Origin of the sequence: Pseudomonas sp. IT-P2, from assembly GCF_949767575.1 — a bacterium.
Lineage (GTDB): Bacteria > Pseudomonadota > Gammaproteobacteria > Pseudomonadales > Pseudomonadaceae > Aquipseudomonas > Aquipseudomonas pharyngis.
On record NZ_CATKQA010000046.1, the window covers coordinates 176,749 to 203,262 of the forward strand.

The 26,514-nt window shown below is 62.7% G+C and carries 13 protein-coding genes; 11 read left to right on the forward strand and 2 right to left on the reverse strand.

The window, feature by feature from the left end; translation table 11 throughout:
• Positions 1-191: 191 nt before the first annotated feature.
• The 9 genes from ACM6JM_RS24840 to mnmH all read left to right on the forward strand — a co-directional run bounded on the left by ACM6JM_RS24840 (position 192) and on the right by mnmH (position 22,065).
• Positions 192-10,715 carry an autotransporter-associated beta strand repeat-containing protein gene (locus tag ACM6JM_RS24840; protein WP_414882678.1) on the forward strand — a complete coding sequence of 3,508 codons (10,524 nt, stop codon included), beginning with the start codon at positions 192-194 and terminating at the stop codon, positions 10,713-10,715.
• Between the two features lie 232 nt (positions 10,716-10,947).
• Positions 10,948-12,951, forward strand: a complete 2,004-nt coding sequence (locus ACM6JM_RS24845) for a type VI secretion system tip protein VgrG (RefSeq protein WP_414882679.1) — start codon at positions 10,948-10,950, stop codon at positions 12,949-12,951.
• The gene (locus ACM6JM_RS24850; protein WP_414882680.1) at positions 12,948-13,814 is read left to right on the forward strand and encodes a DUF4123 domain-containing protein; all 867 of its coding nucleotides are present in this window, start codon (positions 12,948-12,950) and stop codon (positions 13,812-13,814) included. The genes ACM6JM_RS24845 and ACM6JM_RS24850 overlap by 4 nt, the downstream gene beginning before the upstream one ends.
• Before the next feature lie 83 nt (positions 13,815-13,897).
• Positions 13,898-17,365 carry a toxin VasX gene (locus ACM6JM_RS24855; protein WP_414882681.1) on the forward strand — a complete coding sequence of 1,156 codons (3,468 nt, stop codon included), beginning with the start codon at positions 13,898-13,900 and terminating at the stop codon, positions 17,363-17,365.
• Complete coding sequence (locus ACM6JM_RS24860) at positions 17,355-18,485, forward strand: hypothetical protein (protein WP_414882682.1); 1,131 nt, start codon at positions 17,355-17,357, stop codon at positions 18,483-18,485. Before ACM6JM_RS24855 ends, ACM6JM_RS24860 begins: the two co-directional genes overlap by 11 nt.
• Complete coding sequence (locus ACM6JM_RS24865) at positions 18,478-18,726, forward strand: hypothetical protein (protein WP_414882683.1); 249 nt, start codon at positions 18,478-18,480, stop codon at positions 18,724-18,726. The genes ACM6JM_RS24860 and ACM6JM_RS24865 overlap by 8 nt, the downstream gene beginning before the upstream one ends.
• On the forward strand, positions 18,716-19,819 hold the full coding sequence (locus tag ACM6JM_RS24870; RefSeq protein ID WP_414882684.1) for a hypothetical protein: 1,104 nt from the start codon (positions 18,716-18,718) through the stop codon (positions 19,817-19,819). Before ACM6JM_RS24865 ends, ACM6JM_RS24870 begins: the two co-directional genes overlap by 11 nt.
• Positions 19,820-19,927: 108 nt before the next feature.
• Entirely contained in the window at positions 19,928-20,962 is a 1,035-nt protein-coding gene (gene selD, locus ACM6JM_RS24875) for a selenide, water dikinase SelD (RefSeq protein WP_039770236.1), read from the forward strand.
• The gene (mnmH, locus tag ACM6JM_RS24880; RefSeq protein ID WP_414882685.1) at positions 20,962-22,065 is read left to right on the forward strand and encodes a tRNA 2-selenouridine(34) synthase MnmH; all 1,104 of its coding nucleotides are present in this window, start codon (positions 20,962-20,964) and stop codon (positions 22,063-22,065) included. The genes selD and mnmH overlap by 1 nt, the downstream gene beginning before the upstream one ends.
• A gap of 27 nt (positions 22,066-22,092) precedes the next feature.
• Here the strand turns inward: mnmH and ACM6JM_RS24885 are convergent, their stop codons facing one another.
• Positions 22,093-22,767 (reverse strand): hypothetical protein, encoded by a 675-nt coding sequence (locus ACM6JM_RS24885; RefSeq protein ID WP_039770232.1) that lies wholly within the window; start codon positions 22,765-22,767, stop codon positions 22,093-22,095.
• A gap of 295 nt (positions 22,768-23,062) precedes the next feature.
• On the opposite strand from ACM6JM_RS24885, the gene ACM6JM_RS24890 reads away from it, so the two are divergent.
• Positions 23,063-23,761: a glutathione S-transferase family protein gene (locus ACM6JM_RS24890; RefSeq protein ID WP_414882686.1), complete on the forward strand. Its 699-nt coding sequence runs from the start codon at positions 23,063-23,065 to the stop codon at positions 23,759-23,761.
• A 142-nt stretch (positions 23,762-23,903) separates the two neighbouring features.
• Positions 23,904-24,878: a porphobilinogen synthase gene (hemB, locus tag ACM6JM_RS24895; RefSeq protein ID WP_085648205.1), complete on the forward strand. Its 975-nt coding sequence runs from the start codon at positions 23,904-23,906 to the stop codon at positions 24,876-24,878.
• Positions 24,879-24,882: 4 nt separating this feature from the next.
• On the opposite strand, the gene ACM6JM_RS24900 is transcribed toward hemB, so the two are convergent.
• Positions 24,883-26,418 (reverse strand): FAD-dependent oxidoreductase, encoded by a 1,536-nt coding sequence (locus tag ACM6JM_RS24900; protein ID WP_414882687.1) that lies wholly within the window; start codon positions 26,416-26,418, stop codon positions 24,883-24,885.
• Positions 26,419-26,514: the final 96 nt, after the last annotated feature.

Below are 26,514 nucleotides of genomic sequence, written 5' to 3' on the forward strand. Positions count from 1 at the left end.
GTATCGACGCAGGGCCTTATCGCACAAAAGTATTAACACTATTTAACCGATGCTCCATCGCAGGGCATCAACTAGCGTGTGTCTGGAATGGGACGGTTTATCTGATGACCGTCATACGCTTGATACGCGTGTTGGATCTTGCCGCTGTTACACGCCTTCAAGGACGAAATCGGCCACGAAAGGAGTAGCCCGTGGAAGCAAGGTTTGGTGTCGCCCTCGTTTCGCGTTTTTCCCCACTGTCCCTTGCTGTGCATCTGAGTGTCGCCGGGTTGCTGTTTGGCGGTGTCAGTGAGCAGGCATTCGCCACCTGTTCGGCGGCGGGCTCCACGATTACCTGTTCGGGCGTTCCGAGCCTGCCGCTGTTTCTCAATGACTACAGCAGTGCCACCAGCGGCCTGACGGTCAACGTCAACTCGGGCGCGCAGATGAATGCGACGCTGGGCGGCAAAGTCATCAACCTGACCGGGGCCAATATCACCCTGAACAACTCCGGCACCGTCGACCCGGCCTTGCTGGGCCTGGTGTCGATCCTCAGTGGCGGTGCATTCATCGGCACCGGCGCGACCAGCACGGTCAGCGTGGTCAACAATGCCAGCGGGATCATGCGTGGCACGGGGATGTTGCTCGGCCTCAACCTGACCAGCATTGACGGCCTGGCTATCGGCGTGAACAACGCGGCGGCGGGTACCACGACCATCACCAACAACGGGACCATTACGTCCACCGGGCTGTCGGTCGGCGGCATCACCCTGGCCGATACCCCGGTGGTCGGGGTGTATGGCGGTTCGCAAGTCAACATGACCAACAGTGCCAGCGGCACGATCAACGGCCGGATTGCGTTCGAGACGTCGGCAGCAGGCAACACCTTCACCAACGCCGGTAACATCACCGGCGGTGTGTCGATGGGGGCGGGCAGCACCAACACCTTCTACGCGATCACCGGGTCCAGCGTTAACGTCGGTGACGGTGTGCAAGTGTCCGTCGGCCTCGGTGGCCTGGTCGGCATCAACCTGACCTTCGCCCCGACCGGCACCATCGATGGCGGCGCGGGGGGCACCAACACGCTGATCCTGCAAAACCCGATCGGCGTCGGTGGTGGCGTCACCGGGACCGGCACCGCGTCCAGCGCGACCTACGTCAACTTCAACAACCTGACCCTCAACAGCGGCACCTGGACCTTGCAGGGGCCGTTGGTCAGCGGGGCGACCACCCTCAATGGCGGTGTCGCGCAGTTCAACGACAACGCCGCGTTCGGCAGCGGTGTGCTGACGTCCAACGGCGGGATTCTTCAGGCCAGCAATGCCGGTTTGTCGCTGGCCAACCAGATCAGTCTGGGCGCCGGTGGCCTGACCCTGCAGGGCATCAACGGCACGACCCTCAACGGCGTGATTTCCGGTACTGGCGGCCTGACCAAGATCGGCAGCGGTCAGCTCAACCTCAACGGCATCAATACCTACACCGGCAACACCGTGCTCAACGGCGGGGTGGTGCTGGTGGGCAACAACCAGGCGTTCAGCACCGGCGGCATCACCGTTGACGGCGCTTCGAGCATCTCGGCAACGACGCCGATTTCGCTGGCCAACGCGATCACGCTTAACAGCACCCTGACCGCAACCGGCACCGGAGCGCTGACCCTGGGCGGGGTGATCAGCGGTACCAGCAACCTGACCAAGACCGGCAGCGGCAGCCTGACCCTCAACGGCATCAACACCTACACCGGGAACACCAGCCTCAGCGCCGGCACCTTGCGCGTCGGCAACAACAACGCGCTGGGCACCGGTGTCCTCAACACCAGCAACGGCACCAGCCTCGACAGCACCGGCAACGTGACCCTGGCCAATAACGTCGGCATCACCGGTGCGTTAAACGTGCTCGGCAGCAATGCCCTGACCCTGGCCGGCATCGTCTCCGGCACCGGCGCGATCACCAAAAGCGGCAGCGCCAGCCTGACCCTGACCGGCAACAACACCAACAGCGGCACCACCGCGCTCAATGGCGGCAGCTTGCTCGTCGGCAGCAACACCGCCCTCGGCACGGGCGCGTTGAACGCAGCGGCCGGCACTACGCTGGATGCGACCACCGCCGTGACCCTGGCCAACGCGGTGGCGCTGGCGGCGGATCTGACCATCGGCGGTACTCAGGCGCTGGGCTTGAGCGGGGTCATCAGCGGCGCCGGCAATCTGATCAAGAACGGCACCGCAAACCTGACCCTCAGCGGCAACAACACCTTCTCCGGCGGCACGGCACTGAATGCCGGGACGCTGATCGTCGGCTCCAACACCGCGCTGGGCACCGGCGCGCTGACCACGGCGGCGGGCACCACCCTCGATGCCAGCACCACTGTGGCACTGAGCAACGCCGTCGCCCTCGGCGGCAACCTGAACATTGGCGGCAGCGCCAACCTGACCCTCGGCGGCGTGGTCAGCGGCAGCGGCGGGCTGACCAAGAACGGCGCGGCGAACCTGATTCTCAACGGCACAAACACGTTCCTTGGTGCTGTTGCGTTGAACGCGGGCACCATCACAGCGGGTGCCAACGCTGCGCTGGGCAGTGGCAATATCACCGTCGGCGGCGCGGCGACCCTCGACAGCAATACCGCGGTGACGCTGAACAACAACGTCATTCTCAACAACAATCTGGGGATCGGCGGCAGCAGTGCACTGACCCTCGGCGGCGTGATCAGCGGCGCCAGCCAGTTGATCAAGAACGGCACGGCCAACCTGACCCTCAACGGCGCCAACACCTTCACCGGCGGCACCGCACTCAACGCCGGAAGCCTGACCATCGGCAACGGCGCGGCGCTCGGCACCGGCACGCTGACCGTGGGCGGGGCGGGCGGCACGCTCAACAGCAGCGCCAACGTGACGCTGAACAACGCCATCGCGCTGAACGCCAACCTCACCACCGGCGGCGCCAACCCGCTGACTCTGGGCGGTGTGATCAGCGGCGGCAGCAACCTGATCAAGACCGGTGCTTCGACCCTGACCCTGACCGGCAACAACACCTACACCGGCGCTACTTCGCTGAACGCCGGGACGTTGGTCGTCGGCTCCAACACTGCCCTCGGCACTGGCGTACTCAACGCCGCCAACGGCACCACACTGGATGCCAGCACCGCGACCAGTCTGGCCAACAACGTCAACCTCGGCGGCAACGTGACCATTGGCGGCAGCAATGCGCTGACGCTCGCGGGTGTGGTCTCAGGTGTCGGCGGCCTGACCAAAAGCGGCCCGGCCGACCTGATCCTCAACGGCGCCAACACCTACTTCGGCAACACCGCGCTGAACGTCGGCAAGCTGATTGTCGGCAGCAATACCGCGATCGGCAGCGGCGCGTTGAACGCAGCGGCCGGCACCACGCTGGACACCAACACCGCCGTCACTCTGGGCAATCAGGTCAACCTCGCCGGTGCGCTCAATGTGGGCGGCAGCGCGGACCTGACCCTTACCGGGACCGTCGCCGGTGCCGGCAGTCTGGTGAAAAACGGCGCGGCCAATCTGAATCTCAATGGCACCAACACCTACGCCGGCGGCACCACACTGAATGCTGGCACCCTGACCGTTGGCAACAGCTCGGCGCTCGGCACCGGCGCCTTGACGGTGGGCGGTGCGGCAACCCTCGACAGCAGTTCGCCGCTGGTCAACCTGGCCAACGCAGTCGTGCTGAATGCGGCACTGAGCGTCGGCGGCACGCAGAACCTGACCCTCGGCGGCGTGCTCAGCGGCACCGGCCAACTGGTGAAAGACGGGGCGGCCAACCTGACCGTCAACGGCACCAACACCTTCAGCGGCGGCACCACCCTCAACGCCGGCACCCTGACCCTCGGCGCGCCCGGCGCATTGGGCAGCGGCACGCTCACCGTCGGTGGCGCCGCGACGCTGGACAACAGCAGCGCTTTCACCCTCGGCAACAACATCACCCTCGATGCCGGGTTGACGGTGGCCGGCAACAACGGCCTGACCCTCAGCGGCGTGATCGACGGCGCCGGCAGCCTGACCAAAACCGGTCTGGACGACCTGGCCCTCAGCGGCACCAACACCTTCACCGGCGCGCTGAACATTGCCGCCGGCAGCGTCACCACCCTGAGCAGCGGGGCGCTGGGCAACACCTCCGGCGCCAACATCAGCGCCGGCGCCAGCCTCAACCTCGGCAGCAACGCCAGCCTCGACGGCCTGAGCGGCAGCGGCAGCGTGCAGATCGGCGGCGGCAATACCCTCACCGTGGGCGGCGTGAGCAGCACCAGCACCTTCGACGGTGACCTCAGCGGCAACGGCGGTCTGACCAAGGTCGGCACCGGCACCCTGAACCTGACCGGCATCAACGGCATCGTCGGCAACACCGCCGTCAACGGCGGCACCCTGAACCTCAGCGGTTCGCTGGCCAGTGCCCAGGTCAACGTCAATACCGGCGGCACCCTCACCGGTAACGGTTCGGCACTCGGCGCGATGACCATCAACAGCGGCGGTCACCTGGCTCTGTCGTCGGGTAATACACTTTCGGCCGGATCGTTGACGCTCGCGGCTGGCAGTAATGTCGATGCGGCGCTGGGGGCACCTTCGACCACGTCGCTGATGAACGTCGGCGGCAACCTCACCCTCGACGGTAATCTCAACGTCACCGATGCCGGTGGTTTCGGCGTCGGTGTGTATCGTCTGTTCAACTACACCGGTGCCCTGACCAATCTGGGCCTGGACGTTGCCAGCGTGCCGGTCGGTTATGGGCTGGGCGATCTGGTGGTGCAGATCGGGGTCGCCAATCAGATCAACATTCAGGTCTCGGCGCCGAATTCGGACATTCGTTACTGGGATGGCAGCCAGACCATCGCCAACGGCACTGTCGATGGCGGCAGCGGTACCTGGAACGGTGCCGGCACCAACTGGACCGACGCCAATGGTCTGGTCAATCAGACCTGGGCCGGCGACTTCGCGGTATTCCAGGGCACGGCCGGCACGGTATCGGTCAACGGCACGCAACTGTTCACCGGCATGCAGTTCCTCACCGATGGCTACAACGTGGTCAACGGCACCTCGGGACTGCTGACCGCCGTCAACGGTGCCGGCGGCACCACGGCGATGCGCGTTGATCCGGGCGTGACCGCCACGGTCGGCGTGAACATCAACGGCAGCGGCATTCTCAATAAACTCGACAGCGGCACCCTGGTGCTCAATGGCGCCAACAGCTACACCGGCGGCACGCAACTCGATGGCGGCAAAATCGTGGTCGGCAGCAACACCGCGCTGGGCAACGGTGCGTTGATCGCCAATGCCGGCACGCAACTGGACAGCAACACCGCCGTGACCCTGGCCAACGCGGCCACGCTCAACGGTAACCTCACGATCGTTGGCAGCAACGCGCTGACCCTCAACGGCGTGATCAACGGCACCGGCGGGCTGATCAAGAACGGCTCGGCCAACCTGACCCTTGGCGGCAACAACGCCTTCCTCGGCCCGGTGGCATTGAACGCGGGCGGACTGGTTCTGGCGTCGAACAGCGCGCTGGGTTCGGCCACTCTGAACGCGGCGAACGGCACTACCCTGGATGCCGGCAGTGCTGTCACGGCGGGTAACGCGATCAACCTGGCGGGCAACCTCGGCATCGTCGGCAGCAACGATCTGACACTCAGCGGTGCGATCAACGGCGCCGGCAGCCTGACCAAGAACGGCGCGGCCAACCTGATCCTGAGCGGGGCCAACAACTTCCTCGGCGGCGTCACCCTCAACGCCGGCACCCTGACCGCCGGCAGCAACGGCGCCCTCGGTCTGGGCAACCTGACGGTGGCCGGTGCTTCGGCGCTGGACAGCAACACCTCGGTGTCGCTGGGCAACAACGTGGTGCTCAACGCCAACCTGACCAACACCGGCAACAGCGACGTGGCCCTCAGCGGCGTGGTCAGCGGCACTGGCGGTCTGATCAAGAACGGCGCCTCCAACCTGATCCTCAACGGCATCAACACCTACAGCGGCGGCACCACCCTGAACGCTGGCACCGTGACCCTCGGCACCGCGGCGAGCCTGGGTTCCGGCGCGGTGACCGTTGCAGGCGCGTCGACCCTCGACACCACGGCGCCGCTGGTGCTGGCCAACAACCTCAACGTCAATGCCAACCTGAGCGTGGCCGGCAACAACAACCTGACGCTCGGCGGCGTGATCGCCGGGGCGGGCACCCTGACCAAGAACGGTCTGGCCGACCTGACGCTGTCCGGCAACAACACCTTCAGCGGCACCTTCGACGTGCAGTCCGGCAGCCTGACCACCCTGGGCAACTCGGCACTGGGCAGCAACGCCGGAGTCAATCTCGGCAATGCCGCGACGCTGAACCTCGGCGGTTCGGGCAGCCTCGCCAGCCTGACCGGCAGCGGCACCGCATTGATCGGCGGCGGCAACACGCTGAGCATCGGCGGCAACAACGCCAGCAGCATTTTCGGCGGTGTGCTCACCGGCACCGGCGAACTGAGCAAACTCGGCACCGGCACGCTGACCCTGACCGGCCTCAACAGCCTGACCGGCAACACCACGGTCAACGCCGGCACCTTGAATGTCAGCGGCTCGCTGGACAGCGCCAGTGTGCTGGTCAACAGCGGCGGCACCCTGACCGGCGGCGGCTCGCTCGGCGGGGCCGTGACCGTGGCGGATGGCGGTCATCTGGCCGGCGCCACCGGCAGCACCCTGTCGGTGAATTCGCTGGTGTTCAACGCCAACTCCAACTTCGATGTCGGCCTCGGCACACCGGTCTCCGGTGGCGGCAACGCGCTGGTCAACGTCGGCGGTAACCTGACCCTCGACGGCACCCTCAACGTCAGCGACATCGGTGGGTTCGGCAGCGGCGTGTACCGCTTGATCAACTACACCGGCGGCCTGACCGACAACGGCATGCTGATCGGCACCGTGCCGGGCAGCGTCACTCCGGGCGACCTGACCCTGCAAACCGCGCTGGCCAACCAGATCAACCTTTTGGTCACCGCACCCGGCGTCACCGTGCAGTTCTGGGACGGCAACCAACTGGTCGCCAACGGTTCGGTGGATGGCGGCAGCGGCACCTGGGGCACCGGCACCACCAACTGGACCGACGTCAACGGCACCACCAATCAGGCCTGGACCAACAACTTCGCGGTGTTCCAGGGCACGGCGGGCACTGTCACCGTCAACGGCGCGCAAACCATCACTGGCATGCAATTCGTCACCGATGGCTACAGCCTGCAGAACGGCACGGCCGGTTCGCTGAATCTGGTCAACGGTTCGCTGGGCAATGCGACTGTGCGGGTCGATCCGAACGTCACCGCGACCGTGGGCGTGGCGCTCAATGGCGCCGGCACACTGGGCAAATACGACACCGGCACCCTGGTGCTCAACGCCGCCAACGGCTACACCGGTGGCACCGCGCTCAATGGCGGCAAGATTGTGGTCGGCAACAACGCGGCCCTCGGCACCGGCGTGTTGACCGCCGCCAATGGCACGGCGCTGGACAGCAATACGGCGGTCAGCCTGGCCAACGCCGTGGTGCTCAATGGCGGACTCACCGTCGCCGGCTCCAACGCGTTGACCCTCGGCGGTGTGGTCAGCGGCAACGGCAGTCTGATCAAGACCGGCGCCTCAAGTCTGACTCTCAACGGCAGCAACACTTACAGCGGTGGTACTCAGCTGTCCGGCGGTTCGCTGATCCTGGGCAACAACAGCGCGATCAGCAGCGGCGCCCTCAGCGTGCTGGGCAATGGCACCCTCGACAGCACCTCTGCGCTGCAACTGGCCAACGCCATCAACCTGGGTGCGGAACTGACCCTGGCCGGCAACCAGAACACCACCCTGATCGGTGCGATCACCGGCAGCGGCAGCCTGGTGAAAAACGGCAGTGGCGACCTCGTCCTTAGCGGCGCCAACACTTACAACGGCGGCACGACGCTGAACGGCGGCAGCACCCGTGGCGACACCAGCAGCCTGCAAGGCGCCATCGCCAACAACGCGACGCTGACCTTCGAGCAGAACAGCGACGGCAGCTACACCGGCAACCTGACGGGCGCCGGCACACTCAACAAAACCGGCACTGGCGCCTTGCTGCTGACCGGCAACAACACCTTCACCGGCAACACCGCGGTGCAGGCCGGTGCGCTGAACGTCAACGGTGTGCTCAACAGTGCCAACGTCAACGTTGCGAGCGGGGCGAAAATCGGCGGCAGCGGCGTGTTCGCCGGCGCCGTGCAATTGGCCAACGGTGCGACGCTGACAGGTGGCGGCGCTGCAACGCCGTTGTCGGTCGGTTCGCTGGCGTTGTCTTCGGGCACCAACCTGGACTTCACCCTCGGCTCGGCCGCCAGTTCCACAACCGTGGTCAACGTCGCCGGCAACCTGACCCTCGACGGCACGCTGAACATCAGCAACGCCGGCGGCTTCGGCACCGGGGTCTATCAACTGTTCAGCTACGGCGGCAGCCTGACCAACAACGGACTGGTCTACGGCAGCCTGCCGGTGTCGGCGGCCAACCTGACCCTGCAGACCGCGCTGGCCAATCAGGTCAACCTGCTGGTGCAGAACACACCGGGTGAAGTGCAGTTCTGGAACGGCGGCACCACCAATCCGGACGGCAGCATCGGTGGCGGCAGCGGCGTGTGGGGGCCGGGCACCAACTGGACCGATCCGAGCGGTACCCAGGCGTTGGCGTCGAACGGTCAGTTCGCCGTGTTCGGCGGGCAGAGCGGGACGGTCACCGTGCAAGGCAATCAGAACTTTACCGGGTTGCAGTTCCTCTCCAGCGGTTACAGCCTGGTTCCAGGCGCCGGCGGTACGCTGACCCCGGTCAACGGCCCGGGCGGCAGCCTCGCGCCGGTGCGGGTGAATGCCGGTGGCAGTGCGGAAATCTCCGCACCGCTGGTGGGCAGTGGCGGTATCGAGAAGCTCGATTCCGGCACCCTGGTCCTCAGCGGCGCCAACACCTACAGCGGCGGGACCACGGTCAGCGGCGGTACACTGATCGGTAATACCACCAGCCTGCAAGGCAACATCCTCAACAACGCCTCGCTGGTGTTCCAGCAGAACGCCAACGGCCAGTTCAACGGTCGCCTCAGTGGTGTTGGCGCCCTGGCCAAACGCGGTGCCGCGCGCTTGCTGCTGACCGGTGATCAACCCTTCAGCGGCACCGTGGCGGTGGATCAGGGCGTGCTGCAAGTCGGCAGCCGTGCGGCGCGAGCGTCCCTCGCCGGGCAGGTCACCGTGGCCAATGGCGCGGGCCTGGGCGGTAATGGCAGCGTCGGTTCGGTGGTCAACCATGGCGTGGTGGCTTCCGGTGGTGAGGACGGCACCTTGAGTGTCGCCGGCAACTTGACCAACGCCGCTGACGGTGTGCTGGCCCTGACCGTCAGTTCGCCGACGGCTACTCCGCTGGCCGTCGGTGGTACCGCGACCTTGAGTGGTGGTCTGCAGGTCAACAGCCTGGCACCGTTCACCGGCAACACCGTGTACTCGCTGATCACCGCCGGTGGCGGGGTGACCGGCACCTTCAGCGCCGCCGACCTGCCGCAATATGCCTTCCTCGACACGGCGTTGGTGTATGACCCGAACGCGGTGAACCTGTTGGTCAGCCGCAACGGCAACTCGTTCGTCGACGTCGCTGCTACTCGCAACCAGCGCAACACCGCTTCGGCGTTGATGCGCAACGGCGCGGCGGGCAGCGCGTTGCAGGACGAAATCGTCAACCTCAGCGTGGCCGGGGCACGTAACGCCTTCGACAGTCTGTCGGGGGAAATCCATGCCAGCACCGCCAGCGCAGTCCTCGAGGATTCGCGCTACGTGCGGGACGCGGTCAACGACCGTATGCGCCAGCCGTCGTGCAGCGCGCCGGACGATCCACGCCGCGCCCTGGCCCCGAGCGACAACCAACTGAGCAGCAACGGCTGCCACGGCGAAATGGTCGGTTGGGCCCGTGCACTCGGCGCCTGGGGCGAGTCGGACGGCAACAGCAACAGTGCGAAGCTGGATCGCAACCTGAGCGGCTTCATGCTCGGCACCGACAAGCAGCTCGACGACCAATGGCGCGTCGGCATGGCCGCCGGCTACACCCGCAGCGATCTGGACGCCCATGATCGTCGCTCGGATGCCACGGTCGAGAGCTACCACCTGGCGGCGTACCTCAACTCGCAATTCGATGCCCTGGCGGTGCGCCTCGGTGCGGCGTACAGCTGGCACGACATCGAGACCAAACGCGACGTCAGCGTCGGCGCCTACAACGATCGGTTGAAAGCCAATTACGACGCCCGTAGCGCCCAGGTGTTCGGTGAAGTCGGCTATGCCATCGAAGCGGCCGGGATTGCCCTGGAGCCGTTCGCCGGTCTGGCGTACGTCAACTACGACAGCGACAAGGCCAAGGAAAAAGGCGGGGTGGGGCGTCTGCGCGCCGAGTCCGATCAGGACATCACCTTCTCGACCCTGGGCGTGCGCGCCGGCAAGGTCATCACCCTGGCCAACGGCGGGCAGTTCACCCCGCGCGCGGCTCTCGGCTGGCGGCATGCCTTCGGCGACACCAAACCTGACGCGGACCTGACCTTCATCGACGGCGGCGCCTCGTTCAACACCCAGGGCGTGCCGATTGCCAAGGACAGCGCGGTGGTCGAAGCAGGCGTGGACTTCCAGATCAGCCCGACCGGCAAACTCGGCATCGGCTATTCGGGGCAGCTGTCGAACGAGAGCAACGACCATGCGATGACCATCAGCTTCAGCCTCGGATTCTGATTCAGGAGCGAAGCACTTCAGCCGCCCGCAAGGGCGGTTTTTTTTTGCCAGTTCACAGGCTGCGGCAGTTGCCTTCACCGAAGCTCGGATTTTGCTGTAGGCGTTTGCTAAAGCGGCAGGCTTGTTTCTGGCATCACGGACATGTCCTACACGATTAAACGATTGTCCTGACTGCGTCGAACCGCAGACCCACGCAAAGTCCCGAGCCTGAAAAAGGCACAGGAAAAAGTGGATGTTTGGCGCCAGCAAACCCGTTGTATTCAGACTCGATATAAAGGGTTTTCCCCACGACCTTCAGGTGTTCGAATTCCGGGCCCGGGAAGCGCTCAACCAAACCTACCAGGTCGAACTTGAGCTGGTCAGTGAACGCCGCGACCTTGATCTCGAAGCCCTGCTGCACCGGCCAGCCTTTTTGTCATTCTGCCCGGACGGCTCTGGCATTCACGGCCAGATCCATCGAGTCGCGCAAGGTGATTCGGGCACACGCTTGACCCGCTACCAGATTGTTCTGGTGCCCCATCTGGCCTACCTCGCCCATCGTCATAACCAACGAATTTTCCAGCATCAGAGCGTGCCGCAAATCATCGCTCGCGTGTTGAGCGACCACGGCATGCAGCCGGATGCCTGGCGTTTCCAGCTCAGCGCCGATTACCAGCCTCGTCTGTATTGCGTGCAATTTGAAGAGACGGACTTGTTCTTCATCCAGCGCTTGTGTGAGGAGGAGGGACTGCACTTTCATTTTCAGCACAGTCGCGACGGGCACCTGCTGGTATTCGGTGATGATCAGAGCGCTTTCCCCACGCCGGCTGCACCGACGGCTTATGCACAAGGCAGCGGCATGGTTGCCGAAACTGCGGTCATAGACCGCTTTAACGTCCGCGTGGAAACCCGCACCACGCACGTCAGTCGCCGTGATTACCACTTCGAAAAGCCCACCGTGCAACTGGACGCCGAAGCCAAAGAAATGCGGCTTCCAGTGCTTGAGGATTACCGCTTTCCCGGTCAGTTCACTCATCGCGATCAGGGTAGACATCTCAGTCAACGCGCCCTTGAGCGGCATCGCGCCGATTACCGGCAAGCACAGGGGCGCAGCGATCAGAGCCTGATGCGCAGTGGCAGCTTCGTCGACATCAGGGAACATCCGCGCGCCGATTACAACGGTTTATGGCTGCTGACCCGTGTCGATCACGTTGGCCGACAGCCGCAAGTGCTGGAAGAGTCGGCGACCGATCTTGCTACCGCAGACGGCTTCACTCAGGGCTATCGCAACCACTTCGTCGCGACGCCCTGGGACGTCATTTTTCGCCCCGCCCTCGAACACCGTAAACCCCGAATCAACGGCAACCAACATGCCGTGGTGACCGGGCCGCCCGGCGAAGAGATTTACTGCGATGCCTACGGCCGGGTGAAAGTCCAACTGCTGTGGGACCGCGAAGGCCAGCTCAATGAACAATCCAGTTGCTGGTTGCGCGTAGCCACAGGCTGGGCTCATGACCAATACGGCAGCGTGCAGATTCCGCGCGTCGGCATGGAAGTGCTGGTCGGGTTCACCGAGGGGGATCCGGACAAGCCGTTCGTGCTGGGTTGCCTGCCCAACGCCGTGGCGCCAGTGCCGCTGGATCTGCCAGCGGAGCAGACGCGCAGTATCTGGCGCAGCCAGAGCAGCCCCGGTGGTGGTGGTTACAACGAGTTGCGCATCGAGGACAAAAAAGGCGCCGAAGAGATCGCCATCCGCGCGCAACGTGACCTTGTCCAGCTTGTGCTCAATGACCAGCGAGTCCAGGTCGACAATCAACGCACCGTGGTCGTTGGCGGCATTGCCAGTCATGAGCTGCACAGCGACGAACACCATCTGACCCACGGCAATCGCCTGACCGAACTCAAACAGGAAGATCACCTGTGGGTGCATGGCGACCGCCACATTCGGGTTGCCAGCCAACGGCTCAGTGCCGGTCAGCAAATCCACCTCGGGGCCGGTCAGCAAGTGGTCATTGACGGCGGCACCCATGTGACGATCAAGGCCGGCGGGCATTGGTTGACGCTGGGGCCTGAAGGCATTTGCAGCAGTGTGCCGATTCTTCAGGGCGGCGCGCCTGCGCTCGGAATGGCGGCGCAACCGTTGGTGCCGGGGGCGTTGCCGTTGTTGAAAGTGGCTTTTGATCCGGTTCAGCAACGCCACGCCCTGGTGTCTACGCGCGCTTCGCGTTGTCTGATCTGCGAGGCTGCCCGCGCGTGAGCCTTTCGACCGGTCTGCCCGACGATTTGCCATGGACCCGACACCAGGCCTTTTTGCTGCTGGATGGGGCGACGATCAGTGATCTGCCAACGCGGTTGAAGCAGATTAACCCTTCGGTCAGCACATTGGCTCTGTATGACCAGCCACCCTTCGCGGCACTGCGCGATCTGTCGCCGTTGCTCGTGGCCATCCAGCGGGCTGACGAGCCATTGGCACGGTTCTTCCTGCAACACGCAGCGCAAGAGTGGGGCGTGCTGTTGTTCAGCTGCGCGCCGATGCACAGCGTTGGTGAACACCTGCGCAAACTGCTGAGCGTCGAATTGCCGGCCGGGCAATCGGCGTTGTTGCGGCTGGCCGATGCCGGGGTGGTGCATGCGCTGTATGCCAGTGGCGATCAGCGTCTGTTCGGGCCCTTGACCTGTGTGGCAACGGCGGACTGCGTCAACGATGCCTGGCACGTCCATCGGCCTCGGCAGGCCGAGTGTCCGGAGCTGCCTGTCCCTTATTGTCTGAACCCGGAACAGAACGCGGCGCTGGATCAGGTGGATCGGCGCCGAGCGTTGCTGGATCTGGATGCGCATCTGTTGAAGCACTTTTCCCGATTTCATGTCGGAGAAACCCTGACCCAGCGCTGGCCAACGCTGCAGCAAATGGAAGCCCAGGCCAGCGCGCTTGGCCTGAGCAGCCGATCCGAGTTGTTCAACTTCGCCAACCTGCTGGCGTTGCTCGACAGCCGCGATATCGCCCAACACCCGCAAATCCACCACTTGTTCCACACGCCTTCTCTGCAATCACCGGGCGAGCGCCTCACGCTGGCCGTTGATGTGGCGCAGCGTTGGGCCAGTCAAAGGGAACGCCCATGACCCATCCCGCCATCCTCGACGCTGCCGCCGCCTCGAAAGCCCCCATCGTTGCGCCCGCGGCTTGCCCGCTGCAACAAACCCATGTGCAACTGCTGCCGTTGAGCTACGGCCTGGTGGAAAGAGCGTTCGATCCGGGCACCGAATTGAAATTGCCGTACACCTTGACCGTGCGCCCGCTGGGCATTCGCCGGCTGCGCGATGGCTGGCTGTACATCATCGACAGCCTCAGCGGCGAGTTGTACGAATACCGAATGCTCGACGGTATCGTCACGGCCCTGCTGCACCAGGGCAAACAGGTCAGCGAGGATCAGCGCGCAGCGATTGAAGCGCATCCGGCGCTGATCTTTCCCCGGCAAAGTACGTTGTACGTGACCTTTGCCGAGGTGCAGTGGACGGCGGGCAAGTGCCATCAGGTGCTGGACAGCCGCGAAGAGCGCGAGCACTTCATGCAGGCGGTCGATCTTGCAGCGGTGAATTGTCTGACCGGTGGCGAGCATTTACTCACCGTGGAGCAGACCAGACAGTGGTTGGCGGAGGTGGCCGCCGGCGCGGAACCTGTCGCGGAGGTTGACGCGACGCGGATGCCAACCGTGCAGGTCAGCGACGCTCCCGAGCACGAACGCGAACCTTATCTGTGGGAGCAACCGCGGCGTTTTCGCCCAGCGCACATCGGCGAATTCCTCGGCCGGGTGCGCGGGCCCTATCAGGACGACACGCTGTTTCTGCTGGTCAACGACGATCTGGGTGTGATGCGCGATCTGGCCGAGTATCAGGACACCGTGGTCGGCTGGGTCGATGACTGGAGCAACACCGGCAACAACGCGCGCGATTATCTGCTCGCCAGCTATATCGAGTCGCTGAGCCAACTGAGCGAGACCGATGTCGACGGATTGGCCAAGACCAGCGAACAGCCGCAGGCCAAAGCCCTGTTTGCCGATCTGGAACAGTTGCCCGAGCCGGATCGCGAGAATACGCGCAAGGCGTTGCTCGATTATTTGAACAAGGGCGGGGATGTCCAGGCCGATGCGCCGGCGCCGCCCGAACTGCAAAAACTGCGCGCTCAGGGTTTTGATGACGGCATGGGACAGAATCGTCTGGCCCCTACGGCTGAGGTGGATCGGCGTTTTTACACGCGCCAGTACTTCGAAGCCGTCGCTCCCCAGGACTTTGTCGAACAGCATCTGGAGACGCTGATCCGCCTCGGCAAGGATCAGGATCGGCGCATCAAAGACGTGCTCGACGGCCCGCTACTCAGCGGTAAACGCGGGATCAACGACCTGATCGACCGCCCGGCGATGGACGAGCGACTGAACCTCTTGCGTGACGACCTCGGTCGCTGGAACCGCCTGCTCGAACGCATCACCGCCGACCGCACGCAACTGCTGGTCGCCGGACGCTTCCATCGTTCGGCCTGGTACTACGACGCGCAAGTGGCGGCGCAACTCCATCAGGCCCTCAGCGCCGAATACGCCTGCCTCAAGGACCTGTGCCGCAGCGACGAAGCCAGCGAAAAAATGCTCGGTTATCTGGAGGAACACCCGGAACTGACCCGAACCGTCTTCTACACCTTGCCGCTGCGCCTGCAATCGGAGCAGAGCGGGCAATACTCAACGCTGTTCAACGCCCTTATGGCCACGTTCAACAACCTGCCGGACTGGCTGGCCAGGCTGAAAAAGATCGAACAACCGCAACTGCCGGCCCTCGACGAGATGCCCGAACACACCCGCGTCGTCGCGGCAGCCGTGCAGGACACCTACAGCCCGGCATTGAACCTGGGCCTGAACCGCGTGCTGGAAGGCTTCGACCTCTCGGCCGAAAAAATCCCCGACCTCGATGAACTGTTCCAGCGCCTGCCCAAAGCACTGCGCCTGCGCCTGTTCGACGCGGCAAAAACCAGCGGCGTGACCTTCACCGTCGCCAGCCCGGCTGAGCAGTCCGCGCTGCAAACGGTGATCAAGGAAGTTCTGCGCGAACGCGAATACCTCACGACCCTCAACCGCGAACGCAACCAGATCACCCACAACAAGAATCGTCAGGGCCACAAAACAGCGAGAGCGGTGGAGCTGCAGGAAGAGATCATGCGGGTGCGGGCACAATTGACGCAGATCGAAGGGCGATTGGCGGCAGCGTTAAGCCCGATTGAAGAACTGCAGGACCGCTCGGCCCGGTTGTACGGCGCGACGCCTGCAAGAGCAGGGGTGACGGTGGTGTTTCCGCCGGCGCAGCAGCAGGAACTGCGCGGGTTGTTGGGGAATATTCGGGCGGGATTGGGCGGAGTGTCGGCGGGGAGTCTGGTGAAGACGGAAGGGATGGGGTTGGTGGTGGTTTTGGTGCAGGTGGTGAATTTGGTGGGGGCTTATAGGGAGTTGATGAAGCAGACCCGAGACAAGAAGAAGCGGGCGGACTTTTTTGCTGCTTTGGCTGCGACGGGAGCGGCCGGGTTTACTGCGGCGCAAAGTCTTGCGGATACGGCGATGAAAGCTCGTGGAACCGCGCTTGTTGCAGGGCTTCAGCACCATGCATTGTTGAATGTGAATGTACAGATGGGGATGCTACATATTGGGTTGGGTTTCTTCACTTATGGCTTTGGCTTGGTGTCATCAGCGATGAGTTTTAACAACCAGGAAAAAAATTGGCAGGGGGCGGTGCGCAGTGGAAATCAATCGGCGCAAGTTGCAGCCGCGCTAGCCACAATAGGTGCTGGCGGCATGGTAACGGTTAACGCTTACGGACTGAGTCATACTGTCCACGCCACTTTCACTGTATTGACCGCTCCGAACAAGGCCGCACAAACTGCTGCCTGGGCCGCCGCCGGTACACGTCTATCAACAGTGTTTTTCCGCTTCAATCTTGCGGGGGCGCTATTCACCGTTTTGGAACTCAGTGGTACTTGGCTATACAACCGCTACAACATCAGCGCTCACGACAAATGGCTGAAAATCACGCCATGGAGCCGGGATTCCGAAATGCGCGGGGACCATTCGCTGGATGACTATCAAAGCTATCTGGCCTTTCTGATCCACGCGCCTTATGCGCAACTTGGCCCAAATCCGTACGACTCCTGGCTGAAAAACCTGTTGTTCAAAGCCAAACCCAGCGATATCCACTTGGTGCTACCAAGACTGACATTGAGTGATCTCCTGTCTCCTTTGGGAGGCAAATCGAAATATCGATTAGGTATCGGCGCGCACCGTATCTCCATTCCCTTGCATAGTCGAGGAGCGCCGCGAGAGCGCAAGAAAGTGATCAGCGATGAGATTTTAAGCAGCTTGCGGATCGTCAAGTCATCGCCCGAAGGGCTGGTGCTCTGTCTGCAGTACCCGGTGGATCCTGATTCTGGGTTCACTCCTGCAAAAGAAACTTTGGAGCTGGCGGTTTGCGTTCAAAACGCTAATGGCAAAGGCGAGTGGACTTCGCGAACCCGTGTGATCCATCTTGATCCTCACGGTGATGGTCATTTTTCAGTGGTTGCTCCTGAACTCGTCAAAGAGAAACCACCGATTTTGCTTGTCGAAATCCAGTTTTTGGAACGGGCCGATCATGCCGAATAATCTCGTCGAGCCATTAGCTGTGCAGCAGCTTGAACAACCCAGAAAGGCAGGAGATACAGAGCCGTTTCCTAGTGGAAAAATTACTCATGTCTCTCCGCTGCCATTACCAACACTAATGCCACCTTACGGCCCACATATCGGTGAGTTGAATGATGTGTACATGGACTTTGGGTTGGGGTCGCCCCAAGTCTTTTCTTGGCAGGTCGTATTGGGTGGACCATTCAGCGTGTCTTTCACAGTAGTTTTCCTATTCCCACTGATTACCGGGTTTTTGGGAGTTATTTTTGGGTATGGACAGGAAGCCATTTGGGACTCGATGGTTGGCATTTTTGAAGTAGCCTGCGAGAACATATCGTTCACTGGCCCATTCATGCTGCTCATCACCCTCGGCGTCTGGCACCACAACCACAAAAAACGCGCCTCAATCATCCCGACCCGCTTCAACCGCCAACGCCGAGAAGTCTGCTTCATGCCCGAGGGCGCCACCGAACCGGTCTTTGTCCCCTGGGAATCCCTCTCCGCCTGGATCATCGAAGCCCAGGGCGCCACCCAATACGGCATCCACCGCCAATACGGCATGGGCATCGGCTTCTACCACGGCGAAACCCTCACCAGCCTCGAATTCCAATGCGCCGGCCTGCCCCTCGCGATCAGCCATTGGGAGGCCATTCGCGGCTACATGGAATACGAAATCCACGACCTCAAATCGCTTCAAGACCTTCAAGACCTGCAAGGCCCCGATGACCCGCCCCACGAAGGCCTGCACACCTTCCGCAACGCCCGCGCACGCATGCATCAGCAGATCCGCGACGGTTCACGCACTCGGTTGTCGGGCTTCTTTTGGTACCTCTATCACGTCATGACCTTGTGGACGATTCCCAACCACCTCGTCGAATGGGAAGTGCGCCGCCTCGAAAGAATCGGCAAACAGGCACTGCCCGAGGCCATGCGCCAATGGTCGGAGCCGCTGCCGAAGGATCAATGGGCCAAACCGAGTGAAGAGTTGCTGCGACTCAGTGAGCAAGTACGCCAAATGCAAAAACGCCAGCCGCATCGGCCGATCACCGAGATTTTTGCCGAGGTGCAGCGCACGGCATCTACGGGTAAGCGCCGTGCATGAATTGTTTTCCCAAACAGCGCACGGGGGCCGAATTCACGCCAGCGAAGGAAACTCAGGAGTTGGCCGTTTTGTTCAGAACTTGAACGACAAAGGTGAATGGACATGTCGCACCCGTGTCATTCATATCGATCCTAGGCGAGAGGGGCATTTTGCAGTGGTTGCTCCGCCGTTGATTAAAGAAAAACCACCGGTTTTGCTTGTTGAAACCCAATTTCTGGAGCTGGCCGCTCATGCTGAGTAATCAAGTCGAGCCGATAGTCATTCCGCAAGTCGACACACCTCGAAAAGCAGGGGATGTCGAGCCGTTTCCAGGCGGTAAGATCACCTATCTGTCCCCTTTACCCTTACCAACACCGATTCCACCTTATGGTCCACATATTGGTGAGCTGAATGATGTTTGCATGGATTTTGGGTCGGGATCACCGCAAGTATTCATGTGGCAAATGACTCTTGGAGGCCCTTTCAGCGTTGCATGCATGATCGCCTTTCTATTTCCCTTAATAGGTGGCTTCCTGTTTTTTTTATTTGGCATGGGATGGGAGGACATAACTCATGCCATAAACGGGATTTTTCACGAGGCCTATGGAAAAGCATTTCTTGCCCTTTTCTGGGGACTACTTATCGGCCTCGGCGTCTGGCACCACAACCACAAAAAACGCGCCTCAATCATCCCGACCCGCTTCAACCGCCAACGCCGTGAAGTCTGCTTCATGCCCGAAGGCGCCACCGAACCGGTCTTCGTCCCCTGGGAATCCCTCTCCGCTTGGATCATCGAAGCCCAGGGCGCCACCCAATACGGCATCCACCGCCAGTACGGCATGGGCATCGGCTTCTACCACGGCGAAACCCTCACTAGCCTCGAATTCCAATGCGCCGGCCTGCCCCTCGCGATCAGCCATTGGGAAGCCATTCGCGGTTACATGGAATACGAAATCCACGACCTCAAATCGATTCAAGACCTTCAAGACCTGCAAGGCCCCGACGACCCACCCCACGAAGGCCTGCACACCTTCCGCAACGCCCGCGCACGCATGCACCAGCAGATCCGCGACGGTTCACGTACTCGGCTGTCGGGTTTCTTCTGGTACCTCTATCACGTCATGACCTTGTGGACGATTCCCAACCACCTCGTCGAATGGGAAGTGCGCCGCCTCGAAAGAATCGGCAAACAGGCACTGCCCGAGGCCATGCGCCAATGGTCGGAGCCGCTGCCGAAGGATCAATGGGCCAAACCGAGTGAAGAGTTGCTGCGACTCAGTGAGCAAGTCCGCCAACTGCAAAAACGTCAGCCGCATCGACCGATCACCGAGATCTTTGCCGAGGTGCAGCGGTAGTCCCGGGGGCAGTAGAGACGCAGGGTGGTCGATTGCATTGAGCGGCAGAAACGTGCTTCCCATCCCCTCTGCTAGTATTTGCCCCACTGCCTCCCGGAGACTGCCCCCATGACCGAGCCCATCCGTCTGACCCAATACAGCCACGGCGCCGGTTGTGGCTGCAAGATTTCGCCCAAGGTGCTGGAGGTGATTCTGGCCGGCAGCGGGGCGCAGAACCTTGATCCGAAACTGTGGGTCGGCAACGCGTCGCGCGATGATGCGGCGGTGTATGAAATCGATGCCGAGCGCGGGGTGGTCTCGACCACGGATTTCTTCATGCCGATCGTCGACGATCCGTTCGACTTCGGCCGGATCGCCGCCACCAACGCGATCAGCGACATCTACGCCATGGGCGGCGATCCGTTGATGGCGATTGCGATCCTCGGCTGGCCGGTAAACGTGCTGGCGCCGGAAGTCGCGCGGGACGTGATCCGCGGCGGACGTGCTGTGTGCGATGCGGCGGGGATTCCGCTGGCAGGCGGGCATTCGATCGATGCGCCGGAGCCGATCTTCGGTCTGGCTGTCACCGGGCTGGTGGAAAAGCGCTTCATGAAACGCAACGACACCGCCACCGCCGGTTGCCTGCTGTACCTGACCAAACCGTTGGGCATCGGCATCCTCACCACCGCCGAGAAGAAGGGCAAGCTGCGCCCCGACGACATCGGCGTGGCCCGGGACTGGATGTGTACGCTGAACAAGCCCGGCAGCCGTTTCGGCAAACTGGCCGGGGTCACCGCCATGACCGACGTCACCGGGTTTGGCCTGCTCGGGCATCTGGTGGAAATGGCCGACGGCAGTCACCTGACGGCGCGGGTTTTTTATGACCGGGTGCCGCGGCTTTCGAGCATTGAGTACTACCTCGAACAGGGCTGCGTGCCCGGCGGCACCTTGCGCAACTTCGACAGTTATTCGAGCCGCGTCGGGCGAGTGCAGGAATTGCACAAACGGGTTCTGTGCGACCCGCAGACCAGCGGCGGGCTGCTGGTGGCCGTGACCCCCGAAGGCAATGCCGAATTTCTCGCCGTCGCTGCCGAACTCGGCCTCGCGCTTGAGCCGGTCGGTGAATTGATCGCGCGACAGAGCCACGCGGTCGAGGTGAATTGATGACCGCCGACTTCACCGACTACCGCGACATTTTCCTCAACGACCGCCCGCTGATGGACGCCCGTGCGCCGGTCGAGTTTCACAAGGGCGCGTTTCCCGGGGCGGTCAATCTGCCGCTGATGAACGACATCGAGCGGCAGCGGGTCGGCACTTGCTACAAGCATCACGGGCAGCAGGCGGCCATTGAGCTGGGTCACCAATTGGTGTCCGGCGCGGTGAAGGCCGAGCGTCTCCAGGCTTGGGCGGCGTTTGCCCGGGCGCATCCCGAGGGTTATCTGTATTGCTTTCGTGGCGGCCTGCGTTCGCAAATCGTGCAGCAGTGGCTGAAGTCGGAAGCCGGCATCGACTACCCGCGTATCGGCGGTGGCTACAAGGCGCTGCGAGGTTTTCTGATCGACACCCTCGAATCGGCTATGGACGAGTGTGATTTCGTGCTGCTGGGCGGCATGACCGGCACCGGCAAGACCGAAGTGCTGGTGCAACTGCGCAACAGTGTGGATCTGGAAGGCCATGCCAATCACCGGGGCTCGAGTTTCGGCAAGCGCGCCACCGGTCAGCCGTCGAACATCGATTTCGAGAACCGGCTGGCCATCGACTTCCTGAAAAAGCGTGCGGCCGGCATCGATCAATTTGTGCTGGAGGATGAGAGCCGGGTGGTCGGCAGCTGCGCGCTGCCCTTGCCGTTGTATCAGGGCATGCAGCAGTACCCGATGGTCTGGCTCGAAGATCGTTTCGAGCAGCGCGTCGAGCGGATCCTGCGCGATTACGTGGTGGATTTGTCTGCCGAGTTTCAGGCCGTGCATGGGGAGGAAGGTTTCGGTCGGTTTTGCGAGCGCTTGCTGGAAAGCCTCGACAACGTGCACAAGCGCTTGGGCGGCGAGCGGCATCGACGGATGCGGGTGTTGATGGAAGAGGCGCTGGCAGAGCAGGGCCGCAGCGGGGCGGTGGAGTTGCATCGCGCGTGGATCGAAGGTTTGCTGCGTGAGTATTACGACCCGATGTATGTGTTTCAGCGCGAGAAGAAGGGCGGGCGGATCGAGTTTGCGGGGGAGCGGCAGGCCGTTATCGAGTACCTGCGTGAGCGGGTCAAACCCAAGGCCTGACGGGACCCGAGCGGGCCCCGGACAAACTCAGGTCGGACAGCTTTCCTGGCCGTTATCCAGTCCCTGTTTGTAGCTGTGGCTCTGCAGGCTGGCCTTGCCGTTGTGCCAGGTCAGGGTCAGCACATACAGCGAGTCGTAATCGCTGGATTCCCAATCCTCGGTGATCTTCTGCTTCCCGCCGACCGCCTTGTCCGCCACCTTGTTGATCAGCTCCGGCAGGTAGCCATGGGACCACGCGGTGTAGATGGTCGAGTTGTGGTACTTGTCGTCGATCAGCTCCCGGGCCAGGTCACTGGTGTCGTTGGCCGAGAACTCGATGTTCACCGGCAGGCCGAGCTTGATCGCGGCGGGGCTGATGGTCATCAACGGGCGGATATAGCTGTAGGAGTTGTCCAGCTCGCCTTCCTCGACATTGCGCGTCGGATTGGCGGCGAACACGTAGTCGGCCTTGCCGAATTTTTCCGGCAGCAGGGTCGACAGGTCGATGGCCCGGTTCAGGCCCTGGCAGTTGAGCTGGCCGAGACCACCGGCCGGTTTCTCCGCATGGCGCAGGAACACCAGGGTCTGGGTGCCGTCCACCGGTTGCGCACGGCTTTCGCTGGATTCCAGCGACAGGAACAGCGCGCTGACTGCCAGCAGGGTGGGCAGGGCCACATAGGCGCGATGTTTGAAGCGGTTGGCGACTTTCATCAAGTTCGTCATGGGATAAGGCGTCTTCAGTCTGTTCGGTTAAGGCTGACAAACCTCTGCACCGGGGCTCGCGCGCCGGGTGTTTTCCCTGTCATCAATGGCTTGCTTGGAGCCCCCTGAGGCCCGTTTGGTTCGATCCGCTTGAGTGCGCCGCACTTTACCGTTGAGGCTGTGCGGTTGGAGGGAAGGTTAATCACAGGATGTTGCGGATTTAAGTAAGCCGGCGGGCGAGGGCGTAAAGAACCCGAGCCAGAGCGCTGTTCGTGGATTATGCTCAGGCCTTTCATTTTGTGACTGGATGCTACACATGACTGATCTGTCCGCGTTCCCGATCACCCAGAAATGGCCGGCGCAGTACCCTGACTGGATTCAGCTCTATTCCCTGCCGACCCCCAACGGCGTCAAGGTCTCGATCATGCTCGAAGAGATCGGCCTGCCGTACGAGCCGCACCGCGTGGGCTTCGACACCAATGACCAGATGTCTCCGGAATTCCTCTCGCTGAACCCGAACAACAAGATCCCGGCGATCCTCGACCCTCACGGCCCCGAGGACAAACCGCTGCCGTTGTTCGAATCCGGCGCGATCCTGATCTACCTCGCCGACAAGAGCGGCCAGTTGCTGGCCCAGGAAGGCGCGCTGCGCTACGAAACCATTCAGTGGCTGATGTTCCAGATGGGCGGTATCGGCCCGATGTTCGGCCAGCTCGGTTTCTTCAACAAATTCGCCGGCAAGGACTACGAAGACAAGCGTCCCCGTGACCGCTACGTCGAAGAAAGCCGCCGCCTGCTCAGCGTCCTCAACACCCGCCTGGAAGGGCGCGACTGGATCATGGGCGAGCGCTACACCATCGCCGACATCGCCACGTTCCCGTGGGTGCGCAACCTGATCGGCTTCTACGAGGCGGGCGATCTGGTCGACATCAACAACTTCCCGAACGTCACCCGGGTGCTGGAGCGCTTCCTGGCGCGGCCGGCGGTGGTGCGCGGCCTGACCATCCCTTCCTGACCCTGCGGGAATCGGGCGCGCCGATTATTGCGCGCCCGGTAACGCACTGTTGATTGATCCAGGTTTGTACCCCGATCCCCGCAAGGCATAAGCTTCGCCCCCTACGACTTTCGTCTCATCCGCTGTTTTCAGGAAAGGCCCCATGTCCAGTCAGTTCCCCGAAGCACGTCCACGCCGTCTGCGCCGCAATGCGAGCCTGCGCAGCCTGTTCCAGGAAACCGAGTTTTCCCTCAACGATCTGGTGCTGCCGATCTTCGTCGAAGAAGAGATCGACGATTTCGTGCCGATCAAGAGCATGCCCGGCGTGATGCGTATTCCCGAGCGCAAACTGGCCGGCGAGATCGAGCGTTACGCCCGGGCCGGGATCAAGTCGGTGATGACGTTTGGCGTGTCTCATCACCTGGACGCCAACGGCAGCGACACCTGGCGCGAAAACGGCCTGGTGTCGCGCATGTCGCGGATTGCCAAGGACGCCGTGCCGGAAATGATCGTGATGTCCGACACCTGCTTCTGCGAGTACACCGACCACGGCCACTGCGGCGTGATGCACAACCATGAAGTCGACAACGACCAGACCCTGATCAACCTCGGCAAACAAGCGGTGGCGGCGGCGCGTGCCGGTGCCGACGTGATTGCGCCATCGGCAGCGATGGACGGCCAGGTACGGGCGATTCGCCGTGCGCTGGACGACGCCGGCTTCACGCAGATTCCGATCATGGCCTACTCGACCAAATTCGCCTCGGCGCTCTACGGCCCGTTCCGCGAGGCCGGCGGCAGCGCGCTGAAGGGCGATCGCAAAAGCTATCAGATGAACCCGATGAACCGCCGCGAAGCCCTGCGCGAATCGTTGCTCGACGAGCAGGAAGGCGCCGACGCGCTGATGGTCAAACCGGCCGGCGCGTACCTGGACATCATCCGCGACATCCGCGAAGCCTCGAACCTGCCGCTGGCGGCGTATCAGGTCAGCGGCGAGTACGCGATGATCAAGTTCGGCGCCCAGGCCGGGGCCATCGACGAAGATCGCGTGGTGCGCGAAAGCCTCGGCGCAATCAAGCGCGCGGGTGCGGATCTGATCTTCACCTACTTTGCGATGGACCTGGCCCTGGCCGGGATCTGATCCGTCAGGGGCAATTGAAAAACGGCCGGATCCCGTGATCACGGAAGTACCGCTCGATCACCTTCGGATCCGCGCTGTTGTCGGCAATCGCCACGTAGGTATCCGGGCGCAGCAGGTAAAAGCCGTTGCGCCCCAGGCCCGCCGTTTCAAACGCCGGACGCCAGTCGAACACGTGCAGCGGCAAGTGATGTTCATTGCACCAGGCGATCATCTCGTCGCTGGTGTCGCCGTACACATGCACCTGCCAGCACGGCTGGCGCAACGGCTCGTAATTGTCCCCCTCGCCATCATGGGCCCACGGCAAGCGGTCGCCGCCGTGGACGTGCCCGGCCACGCCTTCGCTCAACGCCATGCCCCGATAGTTGAGGGTGATCTGCGACACCGTGCGAAACAGCAATTCGCGGCTGGTCTCGAATGAGGCCATTTTCGGAATCAGGAACGGCGCCAGCCGTGTGCGCAACAGGTCGGCCATGCGGCCTTCGGCGGTGACGAAGCTGAAGACCTTGTCGGTGGTCGACACCAGTCGCCGGGCGAAGGCGATGCGTTCGGTTTCGTAGCTGTCGAGCAGTGTGGGCGTGGCCGCGCCGCCGAGCACCGCCGCGAGTTTCCACGCCAGATTGATCGCATCGCCGATGCCGGTGTTCATGCCCTGACCGCCAGCCGGGCTGTGCACATGCGCCGCGTCGCCGAGCAGAAACGCCCGGCCCTTGCGAAAGTGATCCGCCACCCGGTGATGCACGCGGTAGGTGGAGAACCAGTTGACGTCCTCGATGTGCACGTTCAGATGTTCGATAGCGCGAATGCTGACATCGGAAAATTCCAGGGTTTCGGCACGCTCCGCACGCTCGTCGCGCACGGTGCCAATCAACCGCGCGCGGCCTTCGCCGGCCAGCGGGAACACCGCCAGAAAATCCGCTTCATCCAGATCCAGATGCAACTCGCCATTGAGCGCCGGACCGCTGGCCCGCACATCCGCGACATAGAAAATCTGCTGATAGGTACCGCCGGGAAAACCGGTGTCGAGGGTTTTGCGCACGACCGAACGGGCGCCGTCGCACCCGGCCAGATAGCAGGCCTGACAGATTTCCTGCTCGCCATCCGGCAGGCGCAAATGTGCGGTGAGGCCGTCACCGTTTTCCGTGAAACTTTCCAGCGTCGTGTTGCGCTCGACGGTCACGTCGTAGTCTTCGAGGCGGTCGATCAACAGCCGCTCGTGTTCGTCCTGCGGGTACATCTCCAGAAAGGCATAGGGCGTCAGGCCTTCGCCGATCCGGTTCAACGGCAGCTGTGCCACGGGTTTGCCCTTGACCCAGAAATTCGCCGCGGCCACCCGATGACCGTTGCGCACCACCGTATCGGCCAGGTCCAGTTGCCGGTACAGCTCAAGGGTGCGCGCCTGTACCGCCAGCGCCCGCGAGGTGGTGCCGGGGGCAGAGGTCTTGTCGATGATGCGCACGCGCACGCCCAGTTTGCTCAGCCACAGGGCCAGCACCAGCCCGGTGGGGCCCGCGCCGATGATCAGAACATCACTGCGGTTCATGGTCTGTCCTCCTCGCGTGTCCTGACCCCAGGCTTGCCACTGAGTGTGCAGCAGCAAGTATGGATCAGACGGCGAGGGCGGCCAGTCGGCCTGCCA